At 67.7% G+C, this 17992-nt stretch carries 16 protein-coding genes; 9 read left to right on the top strand and 7 right to left on the bottom strand.

Going from position 1 to position 17992, the window contains the following annotated elements:
- On the bottom strand, positions 1–1053 hold a 1053-nt coding region (gene murA, locus ACFDSW_RS08125), incomplete at its 3' end, for a UDP-N-acetylglucosamine 1-carboxyvinyltransferase (RefSeq protein WP_375249781.1).
- Between the two features lie 125 nt (positions 1054–1178).
- On the opposite strand from murA, the gene ACFDSW_RS08120 reads away from it, so the two are divergent.
- Entirely contained in the window at positions 1179–1928 is a 750-nt protein-coding gene (locus ACFDSW_RS08120) for a Crp/Fnr family transcriptional regulator (RefSeq protein ID WP_375249780.1), read from the top strand.
- 36 nt (positions 1929–1964) lie between these two features.
- On the opposite strand, the gene ACFDSW_RS08115 is transcribed toward ACFDSW_RS08120, so the two are convergent.
- On the bottom strand, positions 1965–2249 hold the full coding sequence (locus ACFDSW_RS08115) for a hypothetical protein (RefSeq protein ID WP_375249783.1): 285 nt from the start codon (positions 2247–2249) through the stop codon (positions 1965–1967).
- A gap of 122 nt (positions 2250–2371) precedes the next feature.
- Positions 2372–3214: a pantoate--beta-alanine ligase gene (gene panC, locus ACFDSW_RS08110; protein WP_375249779.1), complete on the bottom strand. Its 843-nt coding sequence runs from the start codon at positions 3212–3214 to the stop codon at positions 2372–2374.
- 87 nt (positions 3215–3301) lie between these two features.
- Between panC and ACFDSW_RS08105 the strand changes: the two genes are divergently transcribed.
- The 3 genes from ACFDSW_RS08105 to pgmG are packed head-to-tail and all read left to right on the top strand — an operon-like array spanning position 3302 to position 5757.
- The gene (locus tag ACFDSW_RS08105) at positions 3302–4084 is read left to right on the top strand and encodes a division plane positioning ATPase MipZ (RefSeq protein ID WP_375249778.1); all 783 of its coding nucleotides are present in this window, start codon (positions 3302–3304) and stop codon (positions 4082–4084) included.
- The gene (locus ACFDSW_RS08100) at positions 4084–4344 is read left to right on the top strand and encodes a DnaJ domain-containing protein (RefSeq protein ID WP_375249777.1); all 261 of its coding nucleotides are present in this window, start codon (positions 4084–4086) and stop codon (positions 4342–4344) included. Before ACFDSW_RS08105 ends, ACFDSW_RS08100 begins: the two co-directional genes overlap by 1 nt.
- Positions 4345–4362: 18 nt before the next feature.
- Positions 4363–5757: a phosphoglucomutase/phosphomannomutase PgmG gene (gene pgmG, locus ACFDSW_RS08095; RefSeq protein ID WP_375249776.1), complete on the top strand. Its 1395-nt coding sequence runs from the start codon at positions 4363–4365 to the stop codon at positions 5755–5757.
- 30 nt (positions 5758–5787) lie between these two features.
- Here pgmG and topA read toward each other — a convergent pair whose 3' ends face one another.
- The 3 genes from topA to plsY all read right to left on the bottom strand — a co-directional run bounded on the left by topA (position 5788) and on the right by plsY (position 10224).
- Positions 5788–8373 (bottom strand): type I DNA topoisomerase, encoded by a 2586-nt coding sequence (gene topA, locus ACFDSW_RS08090; RefSeq protein WP_375249775.1) that lies wholly within the window; start codon positions 8371–8373, stop codon positions 5788–5790.
- A 161-nt stretch (positions 8374–8534) separates the two neighbouring features.
- Entirely contained in the window at positions 8535–9608 is a 1074-nt protein-coding gene (gene dprA / locus ACFDSW_RS08085; protein WP_375249774.1) for a DNA-processing protein DprA, read from the bottom strand.
- Entirely contained in the window at positions 9601–10224 is a 624-nt protein-coding gene (gene plsY, locus ACFDSW_RS08080) for a glycerol-3-phosphate 1-O-acyltransferase PlsY (protein WP_375249773.1), read from the bottom strand. Before plsY ends, dprA begins: the two co-directional genes overlap by 8 nt.
- 120 nt (positions 10225–10344) lie before the next feature.
- Here plsY and murI point away from each other — a divergent pair, with 120 nt between their 5' ends.
- Complete coding sequence (gene murI / locus ACFDSW_RS08075; RefSeq protein ID WP_375249772.1) at positions 10345–11142, top strand: glutamate racemase; 798 nt, start codon at positions 10345–10347, stop codon at positions 11140–11142.
- A gap of 117 nt (positions 11143–11259) precedes the next feature.
- The gene (hemA, locus tag ACFDSW_RS08070) at positions 11260–12501 is read left to right on the top strand and encodes a 5-aminolevulinate synthase (protein ID WP_375249782.1); all 1242 of its coding nucleotides are present in this window, start codon (positions 11260–11262) and stop codon (positions 12499–12501) included.
- 45 nt (positions 12502–12546) lie between these two features.
- On the opposite strand, the gene ACFDSW_RS08065 is transcribed toward hemA, so the two are convergent.
- Positions 12547–13566 (bottom strand): M48 family metalloprotease, encoded by a 1020-nt coding sequence (locus tag ACFDSW_RS08065; protein WP_375249771.1) that lies wholly within the window; start codon positions 13564–13566, stop codon positions 12547–12549.
- 124 nt (positions 13567–13690) lie between these two features.
- Between ACFDSW_RS08065 and ACFDSW_RS08060 the strand changes: the two genes are divergently transcribed.
- From ACFDSW_RS08060 to ACFDSW_RS08050, 3 genes are all read left to right on the top strand, one after another.
- Entirely contained in the window at positions 13691–14794 is a 1104-nt protein-coding gene (locus ACFDSW_RS08060) for a GNAT family N-acetyltransferase (protein WP_375249770.1), read from the top strand.
- Between the two features lie 94 nt (positions 14795–14888).
- Positions 14889–17510, top strand: a complete 2622-nt coding sequence (locus ACFDSW_RS08055; protein ID WP_375249769.1) for a TonB-dependent receptor — start codon at positions 14889–14891, stop codon at positions 17508–17510.
- A gap of 14 nt (positions 17511–17524) precedes the next feature.
- On the top strand, positions 17525–17992 hold a 468-nt coding region (locus ACFDSW_RS08050), incomplete at its 3' end, for a histidine-type phosphatase (RefSeq protein ID WP_375249768.1).

Raw genomic sequence — 17992 nt, 5'->3', positions numbered from 1 at the left:
GGCGCCCATCCGCGCCAGTTCGGGCACGTGCATGTAACGGTTCTCGAAGATCGTCTCGGTCAGCACGCTCGCCCCCGCCGCCTTGCACAGCATCGCCATGAATTGCGCCTGCATATCGGTGGCGAAGCCCGGGTAAGGCGCGGTCGACAGTTCCAGCGGGCGTAATTGCGCATCGCTGGTGACGATGATCGACGAGCGGCGTTCCTCGATCCCCACGCCCGCCTGGCGCAGCGCGGTCAGCGTCGCGCCCATCGACGCTGGATCGACGTTGGTCAGCTCGATCTCGCCCCCCGTCACCGCGACGGCGCAGGCATAGCTGCCCGCCTCGATCCGGTCGGGCATCACCGCATAGGTGGCGCCATGGAGTTCATCGACGCCCTCGATCTCCAGGGTGTCGGTGCCGATCCCCTCGATATGCGCGCCCATCGCGACCAGGCAGCGGCACAGGTCGACGATCTCGGGCTCGCGCGCCGCATTGTCGATGCGGCTTGCGCCCCTTGCGGTCACCGCCGCCATGAGGACATTCTCGGTCGCGCCGACCGAGACGATCGGGAAGCGATATTGCCCGCCCGACAGCCGCCCGCCCGGCGCGGTGGCGGTGACATAGCCCGCGCTCATCTCCAGCGTCGCGCCGATCGCCTCCAGCGCCTTCAGATGCAGGTCGATCGGGCGGTTGCCGATGGCGCAACCGCCGGGCAGCGAGACGCGCGCCTGCCCCGCGCGGGCGAGGATCGGCCCGAGCACGAGGATCGAAGCCCGCATCTTGCGAACGATGTCATAGGGCGCCTCGGTCGAGGTCAGCTGACCGGCGCGGATCGTCATCACGCGGCCGAATTCCTCGGGCTTGCTGCCCTCGATCGTGGTCGATGCGCCGAGTTGATTGAGGAGATGGCCGAAACCGTCGACATCCGCCAGCCGCGGCAGATTGCGCAGCGTCAGCGGCTCGTCGGTCAGCAGGGCACACGGCATCAGCGTCAATGCCGCATTCTTGGCGCCGGAAATCGGCAACTTGCCGTGGAGGCGGCGTCCGCCGCGGATCAGGATACGGTCCATCGCATCCCTCTATCGAACGGCGCCGCGCACGCCAAGCGCGCGGCGGGACCCCGCTTGATCGGGTTTAATGCAGACGCGCCCGGCACCCGCGTACCAAGCGGAACAAATCGGGGGAAAAAAATCGGGTGCCGTCACATAGCCTCGCCGACCGGATCGGCGAACTCCTCGTCTTGACGCCGACGGAGCAACGGGTGCTGGAGCGACTGGGCGAGCGCGAGCGGATCGTGAAACGTGGCACCACGCTGGTGCGCGAGAACGACCGCTCGACCGAGCTGTTCGTGCTGAAACGCGGCATGATGATGGCCTATGTGCTGCTTCACGACGGCAGTCGTCAGGTGTTGCGGTTCCTCTATCCCGGCGACACGATCGGCATGTCGGTGATCGCTTATGGCAAGGCGCCCGACACGCTGGTCGCGCTCGCCGACAGCACGGTGGCGGCGATCGATCGTGTTCAGCTGGCGCAGCTCGTCTATCGTCACCCGCGGCTGGCGATGGCGTTCGCGGCGATGGAACAGGTCGAGCGCGCGACGCTGACCGATCGACTCGCGGCAATGGGGCGAACCCCGGCGCGGTCGCGCATCGCGGCGGTGTTGCTCGACATCCGCGACCGGCAGCGACGTTGCGACCCGGCGATCGCGAAGACCTTCAACCTGGGGCTGACGCAGGAGGAGATCGGTGATGCCACCGGGCTGACCGCGGTGCATGTCAACCGCATGCTGCGTCAGCTGGAGGAGCAGGGGTTGATCGCGCGATCCGGCACGCGGGTGACGATGCTCGACGAGCAGGCGTTGGTTCGCTTCGCCAACCACGTCGACCGCTTCAGCGGAATCGATCTGTCGTGGTTGCCGCCGGAGGGCGAGGCGGGCAGCGGATAGCCCGGCCGGAAAGACCGGTCGACCGCCCGATCGCGATCAGGCGGCGCGGCGACGCATGCCGGCCAGCAGATCGCGCGCGGCGCGCTGGGCGGTGGCGATTTCTCGCGCGGTCATATCTTCGGAGATCTCCGCGCGCGCTGCCGGGGCGGCGTCATTGCCGCCGGCGGAGGAGAGGTTGAACCACATATGCGCCGCGATCAGATCGAGCGCCGCGCCCGCGGTGCCGGTCGAAAAGGCTACGCCCAGATCATAGGCGGCATCGGCGTTGCCCGCGGTCGCCTCGGCGATTCGGCGCTCCAGCAGCGCGTCGTTGAATGTCATCACGATTGTCTTGCCCCAGATAGATTTCTGGAACCGATGTGTGGGGGTAGCGCCCTCACCAAATGGTTAACGCGGTGCTTCCCATTCCTTACAAGATCGACGCGCCGGGCGACATGCCGCGCTCAGGCGGGATCGACCGAAAGATTGTCGATCAGCCGCGTGTTGCCGATTCGCGCAGCGGCGAGCAACTGCCGGCGGCGGTCGGGCGCGGGATCCGGCGCCAGCGTCTCGGCGTCGACCAACGCGACATAATCCACCGCGAACCCCGCCTGCGTCAGCGTGGCGACCGCATCGTCCAGCGCCTTGGCGCTCTCCGCGCCGCCGGCGATCGAGCGCGCGGCGACGCCCAGCGCACGTGGCAACGCGACTGCCTTCTGCCGCTCCTCCGGCAGGAGGTAGACATTGCGCGACGAGAGCGCGAGCCCGTCGTCCTCGCGCTGTGTCGGCACCCCGACGACATCGATATCGATGTCGAGATCGGCGACCATCCGGCGGATCACGGCCAGCTGCTGAAAGTCCTTTTCCCCGAAATAGGCACGTGCCGGGGCGACCTGGTTGAACAGCTTCGCCACCACCGTCGCGACGCCATCGAAATGGCCCGGCCGCGCGGCGCCATCGAGCCCTTCGCTGATCCCCGCGACCGACACCGTGGTCGCGAATCCGTCGGGGTACATCGCCTCCACCGGGGGCAGCCACAGCATGTCACAGCCCGCATCGGTCAACATCGCGATATCGCTGGTTTCCTTGCGCGGATAGCGCGAGAGATCCTCGTTCGCGCCGAATTGCTTCGGATTGACGAAGATCGACGCGACGACAAGGGTGCCGGGGCGGCGCGCCGCCTCTACCAGTGCGATATGCCCGGCGTGCAGCGCCCCCATGGTGGGCACCAACGCCACCTCACGCCCGGCCGCCCGCGCGGCGGCGAGCGCGGATCGCAATGTGGCGAGATCACGATATACTTCCACCCGTTACCCCTCGAAACTCGCGGCGGCGCGTTCTATGATCGCGGGCGAGGGCAAATCAATCGGGGATGTGACGAATTGTCGGAGAGTGTGCCGAAGACGCACGTCATTGTGTTCGCCAACGAAAAGGGTGGCACGGGCAAGTCGACCACCGCGGTCCATGTGGCGATCGCGCTGGCCGCCAAGGGCGCCCGCGTCGCCTGCATCGATCTCGATCATCGTCAGCGCACGCTCGGCCGCTATCTCGACAATCGCGAAGCCACGGTGAAGCGCGCCGGGATCGAACTGCCGATCCCGGACCATGCCACCGGCGACGGGCGGGCCGACGGATCGTTCGCGGGGCTGTTTCAGCAATTCACCGCCGGCTACGATTTTCTGGTGATCGATACGCCGGGGCGCGACGACCCCGCCGCGCGCCTTGCCGCCGCACTGTCCGACACGCTGGTTACGCCGATGAACGACAGTTTCGTCGATTTCGACCTGATCGGGCAGGTCGATCCGGAAACCTACAAGGTCGTCCGGCCGAGCTTTTATTCGGAGCTGATCTGGGATGCGCGCAAGGCGCGCGCGCGCGAGGATGGCACGACGATCGACTGGGTCGTGCTGCGCAACCGCCTGCAATATCTGGAGGCGCGCAACATGCGCCGCGTGTCGGAGGCGCTCGATCAGCTCGCCCGGCGGGTGGGCTTCCGGCTGATTCCCGGGTTGGGCGAGCGCGTGATCTATCGCGAATTGTTTCCCAAGGGACTGACGCTGCTGGATAACAAGGCATTCGGCGGGATGGGCCTCAGCCATGTCGCGGCGCGGCAGGAACTTCGGGAAATGATGGCCGGCCTGGCGTTGCCCGATGTCGCAATGCCGCTGTTCGCCTGATGAAGTGGCTCGTCGCGGCGCTGGTGATCTGGGGCATATGGTGGCTGTTGCGCAAGCCCGTGGCGCCGCGCGTGTCGCGGCTGGCGGCGGCACGGCGAACGCTGGGGGTCGGTCGTGATGCCGATGCGGCGGACATCCGTACCGCGCACCGCCGCCTGATTGCCCAAATCCACCCGGATCGCGGTGGCTCGGCGGAGCTGACGCGTGAGGCGAATGCCGCGCGCGACCTGCTACTTGCGCGGCTGCGCGATGACGCCTGAGATGTTCGCACGGAAACGATGACGCATCACTTCGATCCGGTGATCCTGCGCGACTACGACATTCGCGGCACGGTGGGCGACAATCTGGGCGCCACCGACGCCTATGCGATCGGGCGCGGCTTCGCGACGCGGCTGCGACGTGATGGGGAGGGGGCCGCGGGCGGGCATGCCGGCCCGCACCGCGTGGTGGTCGGTTACGACGGGCGCACACATTCCCCCCTGCTGGAAACGGCGCTGGTGCAGGGATTGATCGACAGCGGCGTCGATGTCGTGCGCATCGGCCTGTGCCCTTCACCGATGCTGTATTTCGCGGAGGCGACGCTGGCGGTGAGCGGCGGCATCCAGGTGACCGGCAGCCACAATCCGCGCGACGACAATGGCTTCAAGATGGTCATGCGGCACGACAGCTTTTTCGGCGAGGATATCGCCACGCTGGCGCGACTGGCCGAAGCGGGCGACTGGGAGCGCGGCAGCGGCAGCATCGAATGCGTCGATCTGCTTGCCGATTATGTCGATCGCCTGCTCGCCGGCTATAGCGGGGGCGCGTACCGGATCGCGTGGGACGCCGGCAATGGCGCGGCGGGGCCGGTGGTGGCTGCGCTGACGCAGCGGCTGCCCGGTGAGCATCATCTGCTATACTGCGATGTCGACGGCACCTTTCCACATCATCATCCCGACCCTTCGGTGGAGGCGAACCTCGCCGATCTTAAGGCGGTGGTCGCCCGGGAAGGGCTCGATATCGGGATCGCCTTCGATGGGGACGGCGATCGGATCGGTCTGGTCGACGCGCGCGGGCGGGTGCTGTGGGGCGATGATATTCTCGCGCTGCTGGTGCCCGCGATGCTGGCCGAACGGCCCGGCAGCACGATCGTCGCGGACGTGAAATCGAGCGACGCGCTGTTCGACACGATCGCGCGATATGGCGGCACCGCGGTGATGTGGCAGACCGGGCATAGCCGGATGAAGGCGAAGCTGAAGGAACTGGGCGCGCCGCTGGCGGGCGAACTGTCCGGGCATATCTTCTTCGCGCACGATTATTACGGGTTCGATGATGCGCTGTACGCGGCGGTCCGGGTGATCGGGGCGCTCGATCGCAGCGGTGGGACGCTTGCCGACTGGGTGGAGGCGCAGCCGCCGCGCTGCACCTCGCCCGAGATGCGCGTGCCCGTCGCGGAGGCGCGCAAGACCGCGATCGTCGCCGAGGTGCTGGAGCGTCTGTCACGCGGCCCCGCGCGGATCGACACGACCGACGGCATGCGTGTGTCGACCGACGACGGCTGGTGGTTGCTGCGCGCCTCCAACACCCAGGCCGCGCTGACGCTGCGCGCCGAGGGCCGCGACGCAGCCGGGCTCGCGCGTTTGCTGGCGGCGGTCGACGCGGAACTGGCCAGAAGCGGCGTCACCCGCGACTGACCGGGTGACGCCGTCATGCGCGGCGGCGGATCAGTCCTTCGCCGCTGCCTTTTTCGGTGCTGCCTTTTTCGGCGCTGCTTTTTTGTCGGTGGCGGCCGGCTTTTTCGTGGCCGGCTTCTTGGCGGCGGTCTTTTTCGCCGGTGGCTTCTTCCTGCCCTTGGCGGGGGCGGCGGCGGCGCGGTCGTCGATCAGTTGCGCGGCTTCCTCCAGCGTCAGTTGCTCGGGAGCGATCGTCTTGGGCAACGTCGCATTGGTGGTGCCGTCGGTGACATAGGGGCCGTACCGCCCCTCCATCAGCTTGATCTCGGCTTCGGTACGCGGATGCGCGCCCAGCACCTTCAGCGGCGCGCGCGCCGCACCGCGCGCAGGTCGCCCACCGCCCGCCGCCGCCTCGGCGAGCTTCACCACAGCGGCGTTCATGCCGGTCTCGAACACCTCGCTGGTCGACGACAGGCGGGCATATTTGCCGTCGTGGAGCAGATAGGGGCCGTAGCGCCCGATGCTGGCGGTGATCGGTTCGCCCGTCTCGGGGTGGTTGCCGATCGTCCGTGGCAGGTGGAGCAGCTTTAGCGCCATCTCCAGATCCAGCTCGCCGATATCCTTCGGGATCGAGGCGCGTTTGGCGTCCTTCCCCTCGCCCAGCTGGATATATGGGCCGAACCGCCCCGACTTGCGCTCCACCGGCAGCCCGGTCTCCGGGTCATGGCCCAGCTGTTCGGGGCCGCTATCCTCCGCCGCGCCCTCGCCACCCTGTGCGAAGCGGCGCGTGTATTTGCAGTCGGGATAGTTGCTGCACGCGATGAACGCGCCGAACTTGCCGCCACGCAACGCCAGGCTGCCGATGTTGCAGGAAGGGCAGAGACGCGGATCGCTGCCATCGGCTTTTTCCGGGAAGAGATAGGGCGCGAGGAACTGATCGAGGGCGGCGGTCACCTCGCTCGGCTTCTGCTCCATCACCTCGGCGGTGCGCGGCTTGAAATCGCGCCAGAATGCCTCCAGCACCGCCTGCCACTGCGCGCGGCCGCCGGATACGTCGTCCAGCTCCTCCTCCAGCTCGGCGGTATAATCATAGCCGACGTAGCGTTCGAAGAAGCGTTCGAGGAACGCGGTCACCAGCCGGCCGCTTTCCTCCGCGAAGAAGCGATTCTTCTCGATGCGCACATAGGCGCGGTCTTTCAGGGTCTTGATGATCGACGCATAGGTGGACGGGCGGCCGATCCCCAATTCCTCCATCCGCTTGACCAGCGACGCTTCGGAAAAGCGCGGCGGCGGCTGAGTGAAATGCTGTTCGGCCAGCACCTCCTTCTTCGCGGGCGCATCGCCCTCGCGCAGCCGTGGCAGGCGGCGCGCATCCTCGTCCTGGCTGTCGTCCTGCCCCTCTTCGTAGAGCGCCAGATAGCCGGGAAAGAGGACCACCTGGCCGGTCGCGCGCAGCACGTGCCGCCCCGTGCCGTCGGCCATGTCGACCGTCGTCCGCTCCATCCGCGCCGACGCCATCTGACTGGCGAGCGCTCGCTTCCAGACCAGATCGTACAGCCGCGCATGGTCGCCGGAGCCGACCCGGTCGCGGCCGAAGTCGGTCGGGCGGATCGCCTCATGGGCTTCCTGCGCGTTCTTCGCCTTGGTCTGATATTGACGTGGCTTGTCAGGGACGTACCCGCCATCGTAGCGTTGCGCGATCGCGGCGCGCGCGGCGGAGATGGCGCTGCCGTCCATCTGCACGCCATCGGTACGCATATAGGTGATCGCGCCATCCTCGTAGAGCTGCTGCGCGATCCGCATCGTATGGTCCGCGGAAAAGCCCAGCTTGCGCGCGGCCTCCTGCTGCAACGTGGAGGTGGTGAAGGGCGGCGGCGGATTGCGCGTCGCGGGGCGCGTCTCGACCGACTGGACCGCGAAACGGCCCGCCTCGACATCGGCTTTCGCCTTCAGCGCGTCGCCTTCGTTGCCGATCGACAGGCGATCCAGCTTCTGCCCGTTCCACTGCGCCAGGCGCGCGGTGAAGGGCGTGCCGTCCAGCTCCATCGCGGCGGTGACCGACCAATATTCCTGTGCGCGGAACGCCTCGATCTCACGCTCGCGATCGACGATCAGGCGTAGCGCGACCGACTGTACGCGGCCGGCCGATTTCGCGCCGGGCAGCTTGCGCCACAGCACCGGAGACAGCGTGAAGCCGACCAGATAGTCGAGCGCCCGGCGTGCGCGATAGGCGTCGATCAGGTCGGTATCCAGCTCGCGCGGGTGCGCCATCGCCTGCGTCACCGCGGCCTTGGTGATCGCGTTGAACGTGACTCGCTGGACGTCCTTGGGCAGCGCCTTGCGCTTGGCCAGCACCTCTTGAACGTGCCAGCTGATCGCCTCGCCCTCACGATCGGGGTCGGTGGCGAGGATCAGGCGGTCGGCATGTTTCGCCTCGTCCGCGATCGCCTTCAACTGCTTGGCCTTGTCGGCGTAATTCTCCCATTCCATCGCGAACCCCTCGTCGGGATTCACGGATCCGTCGCGGGGCGGCAGATCGCGAACATGGCCGAAGCTCGCGAGGACGCGATAACCGGGGCCGAGATACTTTTCGATGGTTTTCGCCTTGGCGGGCGATTCGACGATGACGAGCTGCATTGCGTCCTAGATGGGAAGCCTCACGTATACGCGCGAGGGTTGAGTGAGGTGGGGCGGCGCGTCAACCCCGGCCCCGGGGTGCTGATACGGAGCGCTGATATGGGGCGTCGATACGGGGGGCGATAGCGGGGGGCGATAGCGGCGCGGGCGGCATGCTGCCTTCAGCACTGGCTGATCCGGCCTCCGGCGTGGCGTTCGATGCGTCCCGCCAGTTCGTGCTCCAGCAGCACCATCTGCACCACCGCCGGGTCACAGCCTGACAAGCGGACGATCTCGTCCACCGCCACCGGGACGGGGCCGAGCAGCCGCGTGATCGCGTCGCGTTCGTCAGGCGCGGCATCCTGCGGTGACGGCACGTGCCATGCGGGGGCGGGGGAGCGCACCGCGCGCGGATCGAAGGGGCGGATCTGCTCCAGCACGTCGGCCGCCTGCTGGATCAGGATCGCGCCGTCTCGAATCAGCGCGTTGCAGCCGTGTGCGCGGGGATCGAGCGGATGCCCGGGCACTGCCATCACCTCGCGCCCGGCCTCACCCGCCAGCCGTGCGGTGATGAGCGAGCCGGAGCGCGGCGCCGCCTCCACCACCAGCGTCCCGAGCGAGAGGCCCGCGATGATGCGGTTGCGATGCGGGAAATGCCGCGCGCGCGGCTCGGTGCCGGGCGGCATCTCCGCGATCAGCAAACCTTCCTGTGCGATCCGCTCCTGCAAGTCCCGGTTTTCCGGCGGATAGGCCACGTCGATGCCGCCCGCGATCACCGCGATCGTCGCCGGCAGCGCACCGACATGCGCGGCGGTATCGATTCCGCGCGCCAGCCCCGAGACGACCGCGACGTGCTGTTCCGTCAGGTCATGCGCGATCTGCCGGGCGAAGCGGCAGGCGGCGGCGGAAGCGTTGCGCGCGCCGACCATTGCCACGGGGGATCGTCGCACCAGCGACCAGTCCCCGCGCCACGTCAGCGCGATCGGTGCATCGTCGAGCGCGGCGAGCAGCGTCGGATATTCCGCGTCGCCATACAGAAGCAGGTGCGCGCCGCTGTGCGCGATGCGGGCGCGTTCGCGCTCGATCGTCGCGACGTCGGGCACCACGGGCGCGCGTCCGCCGCCGCGTCGCGCCAGATCGGGAAGTGCCGCGAGCGCCGCGCCGGCGGAGCCGAAGCGAGCGATCAACTGACGGTAGGTGACCGGGCCGATCGATGGAGTGCGGATCAGCCGCAGCCGATCGGTGACGTCATCCACCCGTCGCGTCGTCCCTGATCTCGACCGGGGCGGGCTTCGATGCGGCGCCGATGCGCGGTTCGGTGCCATCGATCAGCCGGGCGATATTGGCGCGATGCTTCCACAGCACGATCCCCGCCAACGCCATCAGCAGCGGGACCAGATCGAATTCACCCAGCGCCGCCGCCGCCACCGGCGCGCCGACCGCCGCGGTCATCCCCGCCAGCGAGGAAATGCGCGTGAGCGCCAGCAGCCCCAGCCACAGGATCGCGAAGACCAGCCCCAGCGGCCACCACAGGCCCAGCGCCACCCCCATCAGCGTGGCCACCCCCTTGCCGCCGCGAAAGCGCAGCCACACCGGATAGCAATGGCCGAGGAATACCGCCGCCGCCGCCAGTTGCACGTCCGGCGGCGACAGCCATGCCGCGAGCCATACCGCCAGCAGCCCCTTGCCCAGATCGAGCAGCAGCGTGGCGGCGGCAAGGCCCTTGCGCCCGGTACGCAGCACGTTGGTGGCGCCGATATTGCCCGAGCCGATCGTCCGCAGGTCCCCCGCGCCGAACAGGCGGGTCAGGATCACGCCGAACGGGATCGATCCGAGCAGGTAACCACCCAGCAGCGCCGCCGCCGGCGGCATCCAGACGATTTCGGTCAGCAGTGGCGTATCCCCCTTTTGTTCACCCGTTCTAGCGCAACTGTTCGCAGGCGCCAATGGTCGACGTTGCCGCTACGGATGCATATGCCTACGGGCGGCAGGATGAGTGATCCGCGACCCATCCTGTTCTTCGATTCCGGCGTTGGCGGCCTGTCGGTAGTGGCGCCGGCGCGCGCGCTGCTGCCTCGCGCGCCGGTCGTCTATGTGGCGGACTCGGCCGGTTTTCCTTATGGTACGCGGACCGAGCAGGAGATTGCGGCGCGAGTGCCGGCGCTGCTGGGGCGGCTGGTGGAGCGCTATCGCCCGCGGCTGGTGGTGATCGCGTGCAACACCGCCTCGACGATCGCGCTCCCGGTGGTGCGCGCGGCGCTCGACCTGCCCGTGGTGGGCACGGTGCCCGCGATCAAGCCCGCCGCCGCGATGAGCGTCACGCGGGTGATCGGTGTGCTCGGCACGCGGGCGACGGTGCGCCAGCCCTACGTCGACGATCTTGCCGCGCGATTCGCGGGCGATTGCGTGATGCTGCGCCATGGTTCGGCGGGGCTGGTCACGCTGGCGGAGGCGGCGCTGGCGGGCGAGACGCTGCCTGAGGGCGCCGTGGCCGCCGAACTCGACGGTCTGCTGCGGCAGCCGGGCGGGGAGCGGATCGACGTGATCGTCAACGCCTGCACGCATTTTCCGCTGTTGCAACGGCAGATGGCGGCGGTGGTGCCCGCGGGGGTGCGGTTCGTCGATGGCGGGCCGGGTATCGCGCGGCGGATCGCGACGTTGACCGCCGGGCAGGAATGGGGCGACCGACCCCCGGCGGGAACGCTGGTGTTCACGCGGCTGGGTGAGTCGGAGCAGCGTCTCGCCGCGCGATTGCGCGCCCATGGCTTCGATCGGGTCGAATCGCTGTAACGCCGGGCGCGATAGGTTCCGCTGGTCGGGGGTGGGACAATTTGTCCATGCTATCGATCACTGAAACGACGCATCTTCGCTGGCCAACCGCTGGCAGGGAGGATAAACGCGATGTCCATGACCAGCGACAGCGATGCACGCGTTGTGGATTATTCGCGCGTGTTCACCCAGGCGATTGACCGGCTCCATGCGGAGGGCCGGTATCGCGTGTTCATCGATATCCTGCGCAACAAGGGGATGTTCCCCAATGCGCGCTGCTTCGCCGGGCATAACGGGCCGAAGCCGATCACGGTGTGGTGCTCGAACGATTATCTCGCGATGGGCCAGCATCCGAAGGTGATCGCCGCGATGGAGGAGGCGCTGCACGATGTCGGCGCCGGTTCGGGCGGCACGCGCAATATCGGCGGCAACACGCATTATCATATCGATCTGGAGCATGAACTGGCCGACCTGCATGGCAAGCAGGCGGCGTTGCTGTTCACTTCGGGCTATGTGTCGAACGAGGCGACGTTGTCGACGCTGGCCAAGGTACTGCCGGGCTGCATCATCTATTCCGACGAATTGAACCACGCCTCGATGATCGCGGGTATCCGCAACGCCGGGTGCGAGAAGCGCGTGTTCCGTCACAATGACGTTGCGCATCTCGAGGAACTGCTGGCGGCGGACGATCCCGCGACGCCCAAGCTGATCGCGTTCGAAAGCGTTTATTCGATGGAGGGCGATATCGCCCCGATCGCGGCGATCTGTGATCTGGCCGACAAGTATAACGCGCTGACCTATCTGGACGAGGTGCATGCGGTGGGCATGTATGGCGCGCGCGGGGGCGGCATTTCGGAACGCGACGGCGTGGCCGATCGTCTGACGATCATCGAAGGGACGCTGGGCAAGGCGTTCGGGGTGATGGGCGGCTATATCGCCGCGGATCGCACGATCATCGACGTGATCCGCTCCTATGCGCCGGGCTTCATCTTCACCACCAGCCTGTCGCCGGTGCTGGTGGCGGGCGTGCTGGCGAGCGTGCGCCATTTGAAGCAGTCGACGGCCGAGCGCGAGGGGCAGCAGCGCGCCGCCGCCACGTTGAAGGCGATGATGCGCGACGCCGGGCTGCCGGTGATGGCCGGTGAGACCCATATCGTGCCGGTGATGGTCGGCGATCCGGTCAAGGCCAAGAAGATCAGCGATATCCTGCTCGCCGAATATGGCGTGTACGTGCAGCCGATCAATTATCCCACCGTGCCGCGTGGCACCGAGCGGCTGCGCTTCACCCCCGGCCCGGCGCATGACGAGGCGATGATGCGCGACCTGACCAGCGCGCTGGTCGAGATCTGGGATCGGCTGGCCCTGCGCATCGCCGCCTGACGCACCCACCGGCGCCCGGGCTGGGCCCGGGTGCGGGGGCGGGCTTTACGGCGTGGATCCGCGCGCGCCGTCCAAGGGCGCGTCGCGCTGCTCCAGAAGCGGCGGCAGATAGGGCATCGGTGCATCGGCGGGGATCGTCGCGATCGCGCGCTCGATCGCTTCGGCGCGCGCCTTGGAAGAGGGATGGGTCCGGCTGCGGAACAGGCCGCCGTCCACCTTGCCGCCCTGTTCGCGCCAGAAGGTGACCGCGATGCGCGGATCCCAGCCGGCGTTCCGCAGCAGATAGGCGCCCATCAGGTCCGCCTCGGTTTCGGTTTGACGGAACAGGCGGGCGTTGCGGCCGAATTCGGACAGCAATCCCCAGGTGACGCCCGCCGCCTCCAGCCGCGCGCGGTGACGCAGCACGGCATGGCCCAATTCATGCGCGACGACGACCGCGATCTGATCATCGTCGAACATCGTGAACAGGCGACCGCCCACCTGTACCACATGCCCGTCGGAGGACGCCCCGACGAGATTGCCCGCCAGCACCTCGAATTCGACGCGGCAGCCGGGGACGGGCGTAACCGTGATCACCCGGCTCGTACCGTTGCGGCGGATGGTCAGCGGCAGCGGCGCCGCGACCGGCCGTGCCGCGATCATCGCCCGCGCGGCGTCGCGGGTGGCGCTGGTGACCCGGCCGGCCGCGTCACCCGCGGCGGCGGGGGCGGGAACGGGTCGATCCGCCACCGCGATCAGCCCGTCGTCGGGCTGCAGCCCGGCGCGTGCCGCCGGGGTGTCGGGCAATACCAGTTCGACCAGCACCGGCGCGGCATAGCTGCCCGGCGCGATCGCGCTGGCCGGATATTGGTCGATCGCATGCAGGGTCGCGCCGGTCACCGGCTGCGGATCGCGGCACAATGCGGCGTTGGCGGTGGTAAGCCGCCACGCGATCGCCGCGAGCCGGGTGTCGACATCCAGCAATGTCGGTGCGGTGGTGGCAACGGCGGCTATCGCCGAAGCGGGCGTCGCGATCGTCAGCGCCGCCGAGAGGAGCGCGCCACGCAGATACTTCCACCGAATCATATCCCCGCCTTCGCCGATCCGCGCCAGCGCGGCAATCGTCCAGGCGATCCGCCGCAACGGTTTCGCCGGCCAACCTGCCGATCGTCGGCGGTGTGGTAACCTTTTGTTGCTAGGCCGCGCCATCATGCCCCGCGCGCCTTCCCCCCCGCCCGATCCCCGAGGCGCGTCGTGCCGCCTGGTCGCCGGGCTCGATCCGGCGATCGACGCGGTGGCGGCGCGTGCGCCGATGCGGCATGCCTTCCTGCGACACGGCTGGTTCGCCGCGGCGCTGGACGCCTATGGCGGGGCGGCGCGGACCTTGCTGGTCGAGCGCGACGGGACGCCGGTGATCGCGCTGCCGCTGGCGGGTGTCGGGCCGCCCTGGTGCCGGGCGGCGATGATACCAGGGGCCTATTGGCCGTTTCGCAGTTTCCCCGCCGCGACCGACGCCGGCGCGGCGGATCTTGCCCCGGCGCTCCGCGAGCTGGCGCGCACGACCCGCGTGTTGCGCATCGGCCCAGTCTATGAGGATGACCCCGCCGTCGTTCCGTTGATCGACAGCGCGCGGGCGGCGGGCTGGGCGGCGATCGACCGTTTCGTTGCCGATAGCTGGGTACTCAATATGGAGGAATTGCGCGCCACCGGAACGTGGCCGCGAGGCTCCACATTGCGCAAGAACCGTTTCCACGAAAAGCATCTTGCCACCCACGGCACGCCCGAATGGCGCTTTCTGTCGGGGGCGGACTGGCCGGCGGCGTTCGGCGCGCTGGCGCATATCGAGCAAGTCAGCTGGATCGCGTCGCGCACCGATGGACGCGACGCCAAGTTTACCGACGGCGGGCGCGGCGCCTTCTGGCGCGGCGTCGCGAGCGATCCGGTACTGGCGGACATGATGCGCGCCGCGCTGTTGACGATCGATGGTCGTCCAGCGGCCTTTTCGTTCGACCTTGATGTCGGCGAACTGAAATATGCCATTGCCAACAGCTACGATCCTGCCTTCGCCAAACATTCCCCGGGCAAGCTGCTGTACTGGCGCAATCTGGTGGAAGCGTTGGGGCGCGGGATCAGTCGCGTCGATTGGGGTGCGGGCGATAGCGGTTACAAGCAGGTGATCGGCGCCGAACGCGGCCCCGCGCTGCGCGACTGGCTGCTCGTGCGCCCTGGCGTTTCGGCCTGGGCGGCGCGGCGACTGGCTGGCTGGTGGCGACGATCGGGGCAGCCGCGCCAAGCCTTCGGCCACACTTCGTAACATTAACGCAATCTTATCGACCCGGAGATGACGCCCTACGGTCTTAAGCCCCGATCGACACCGCCGAAACGGCGGCAAGGGGGGCAAGGGATCAATGAAGAGCTTCGTGCTGCTCGCCGGCGTTTCGACGCTTGGCGTCCTCGCGGTGGGAACGGCCGCGGCGCAAACAATGCCTGCAGCGAGCAACACCGCCTCGTCGGAGGAGGCGGCGCAGGCCGATGCGGTGAGCGAGGCCGATATCGTCGTTGTCGGCACCGCACAGGGCGAAAAGAAAGCGATCGAGACCAAGCGCGAGGCCAACAACTTCGTCGAGGCGCTTTACGCCAATGATGTCGGCAAGCTGCCCGACCAGAATGTTGCGGAGGCGGTGCGCCGCCTGCCGGGCCTCTCGGTCGCCAACGACCAGGGCGAGGGCCGCTATGTCATCATCCGTGGCGTCAATCCCAATCTCGTCAACGTCGTCCTCAACGGCCTGACGCTACCCGCGCCCGAGCCCGATGGCCGCCAGGTCAAGCTGGACGACATTCCCTCGGCGCTCATCAATTCGGTGATCGTCACCAAGTCGCTCACCGCCGATCAGGACGCCAATGCGATCGGCGGCGAGGTCAACATCCGCACGCTGACCGCGTTCGACCGCAACAAGGAATATTTCGCCGACGCCCGCATCCAGTACGGCGCCTATCACATCAATGGCGGCCACCCCTATGAAGGCGATGTGCAGGTTGGCGGCCTGTTCGGCCCGGATCGGCAGTTTGGCGCGGTGCTGTCCGTCAACTATTCGGAGCGTCCGATCGAGTCGGAGAGTTTCCAGGGATCGACCAACTGGCGCGTGCCGAGCGTTGCCAGCGCCAACAAGAACTATACGCTGCCCGATCAGGCGGGACTGCGCGACTATAATCTCGTCCGCACCCGGCAGGGCGTCGTCCTCAATCTCGACTGGCAGCCCAGCGACGCCACCAAGCTGTTCCTGCGCGGCACGCTGTCGCGATTCGACGACAACGAGCGCCGCGACCAGTTCATCATCGACAACCAGACGGTGTTCAGCAATCAGACCGCGACCACCGGCACCTTCACCGGACGCGGCAGCATCCGCATCCGCCGCCGCGAGGAAACCGACAACACCAAATCGGTGCAGGCGGGCGGCAGTTTCACGCTCGGTACCGCGCAGCTCGACATTGCGGGCGCCTGGACGCGCGCACAGAAGCGCGACCCGCTGCGGTCCGAGTATAATTTCCGCACCGGCGGCACCGCGCTGACCGTCGATTACGACGTCTCCGACACGCCCTATGACTTCATCCCGCGCGTACAGCCCAACGCCAACCAGACGTCCTATGGGTTCAACAGCGTCAACTACGACATCCGCAACGCGGTGGAGCGGCTGTGGCAAGGGCGCGCCGACCTGACGCTGCCGGTCGCGATCGGTGAGGGATCGGCGATCAAGGTCGGCATCAAGTATCTCGACCGGCACAAGACCAATGCGCGCGACTATCAGGCATACAGCCTTGCCTCGGGTCGCACCTTCACGCTCGCCAGCGTCTCTTATCTGGGGGACACCAGCTTCTACGATGGCCGCTATACCTTCCCGGTTCGCGTCGATTACGATCGTGCGCAGGCGTTTCTCGCCGCCAATCCGGCGACGCTGACCACCAGCGCCAGCAACGCGCAGACCAACCGCGCCAACAGCCTTGGCAGCGACTATGACGTCGGCGAACAGATCTATGCCGGCTATGCGATGGCGACGCTCAAGCTGGGTGCGCTGACGCTGATCCCCGGTGTTCGCGTCGAACATACCGAGGACGATGTAAAAGCAAAGCTCGTCACCGCCACATCGACGCTGACGCAGGATTACAACAGCTTCTCCAACCGGAGCTATACCGACGTTTTCCCCGGCCTCAACGCGCGCTTCGACGCCACCGAGCGGCTGGTGTTCCGCGCCGCGGCGACCACCGCGATCGGTCGCCCGAACTATCCCGATTTCGCCCCCTCGGTGCTGGTCGACCAGACCGCGAGCCCGGTGACGGTCGCCCTCGGCAATCCGTCGCTCAAGCCATACAAGGCGATCAATCTCGACGCCGGCGTCGAATATTATCTGCCTGGCCAGGGGCTGCTTTCGGCGGGCGTGTTCTACAAGCGCCTCGACGATCCGATCTACACGCAATCGCCGCTCGGCGTCTCGGGGACGTTCGCCGGCCTGCCGTTGACCAACGTCACCGTGACCCAGCCGGTCAACCTCGATGTCGCCTATCTCAAGGGGGTGGAGGCGAACGCGCAGATCCGCTTCACCTTCCTGCCCGCGCCGTTCGACGGCTTTGGCGTCGCGGTCAATTACGCGCATATCGAGGGCTTTGGTCGCGGCACCCTGTCAGGCAATCCGACCCGCACCGGCCGTGTGCCGCTGTTCCTCCAGTCCGACGATATCGGCACCGCGCAACTCTATTACGAGAAATATGGCCTCGCGATCCGCGCCGCTTATTCCTATCGCTCGCCCTATCTCGACACGCTCGGCACCAGCGCCGCGACCGACCAATATACCGACAAGAACGGCCAGCTTGACGTCAACGTCAGCTATCAGGTGACATCGGAACTCACCTTCTTCGGTCAGGCGCTCAATCTCACCGATGCGCCGTGGCGGCGTTATATCGGCAGCAAACCCCAACTGGTCGAGCGCGAACGCTACGGTTATAGTTTCCGCTGGGGCGCGCAGTTGCACTTCTGACAAGGGATACGCCCGTGTTGAAGCCCGTCCTGTTCGCCGCCGCGCTGCTCGCCGCGGGGCCGGTCACGGCGAAGGAGCCACCGCTCCCCGCCGGGCTAAGGCTCGATCGTGTCGTGCTGATGATGCGCCACGGCGTCCGTCCGCCGACAAAGTCGCCGCCGATGCCCGCCGGCACCGCGAGCGCGCCGTGGCCAAGCTGGCCGGTGGAGCCCGGGTATCTGACCCCACATGGCCGCGCCGCGGTGGGGCAAGTCGGCACGTATGACCGGGCGAGCTGGATCGCGGCGGGGTTGTTGCCGCGCACCGGCTGCGCCAGGCTGCGCATCGTCGCCGACAGCGACCAGCGGACGATCGAGACCGCGCGTGCCTATGTCGTAGCGCTGGCGCCCGGATGCGACGTCGCGATCGAGCACAAGCCGCAGGACGTGCCCGATCCGTTGTTCGCTCCCCTCGACCAGCCCGGCGCTGCCTTCGATCCGGCG

This window comes from Sphingomonas sp. (assembly GCF_042091075.1).
Classification (GTDB): Bacteria; Pseudomonadota; Alphaproteobacteria; order Sphingomonadales; family Sphingomonadaceae; genus Sphingomonas.
The sequence above is the reverse complement of the archived record's forward strand: the minus strand, read 5'-3'. Positions and strand labels throughout refer to the sequence as shown.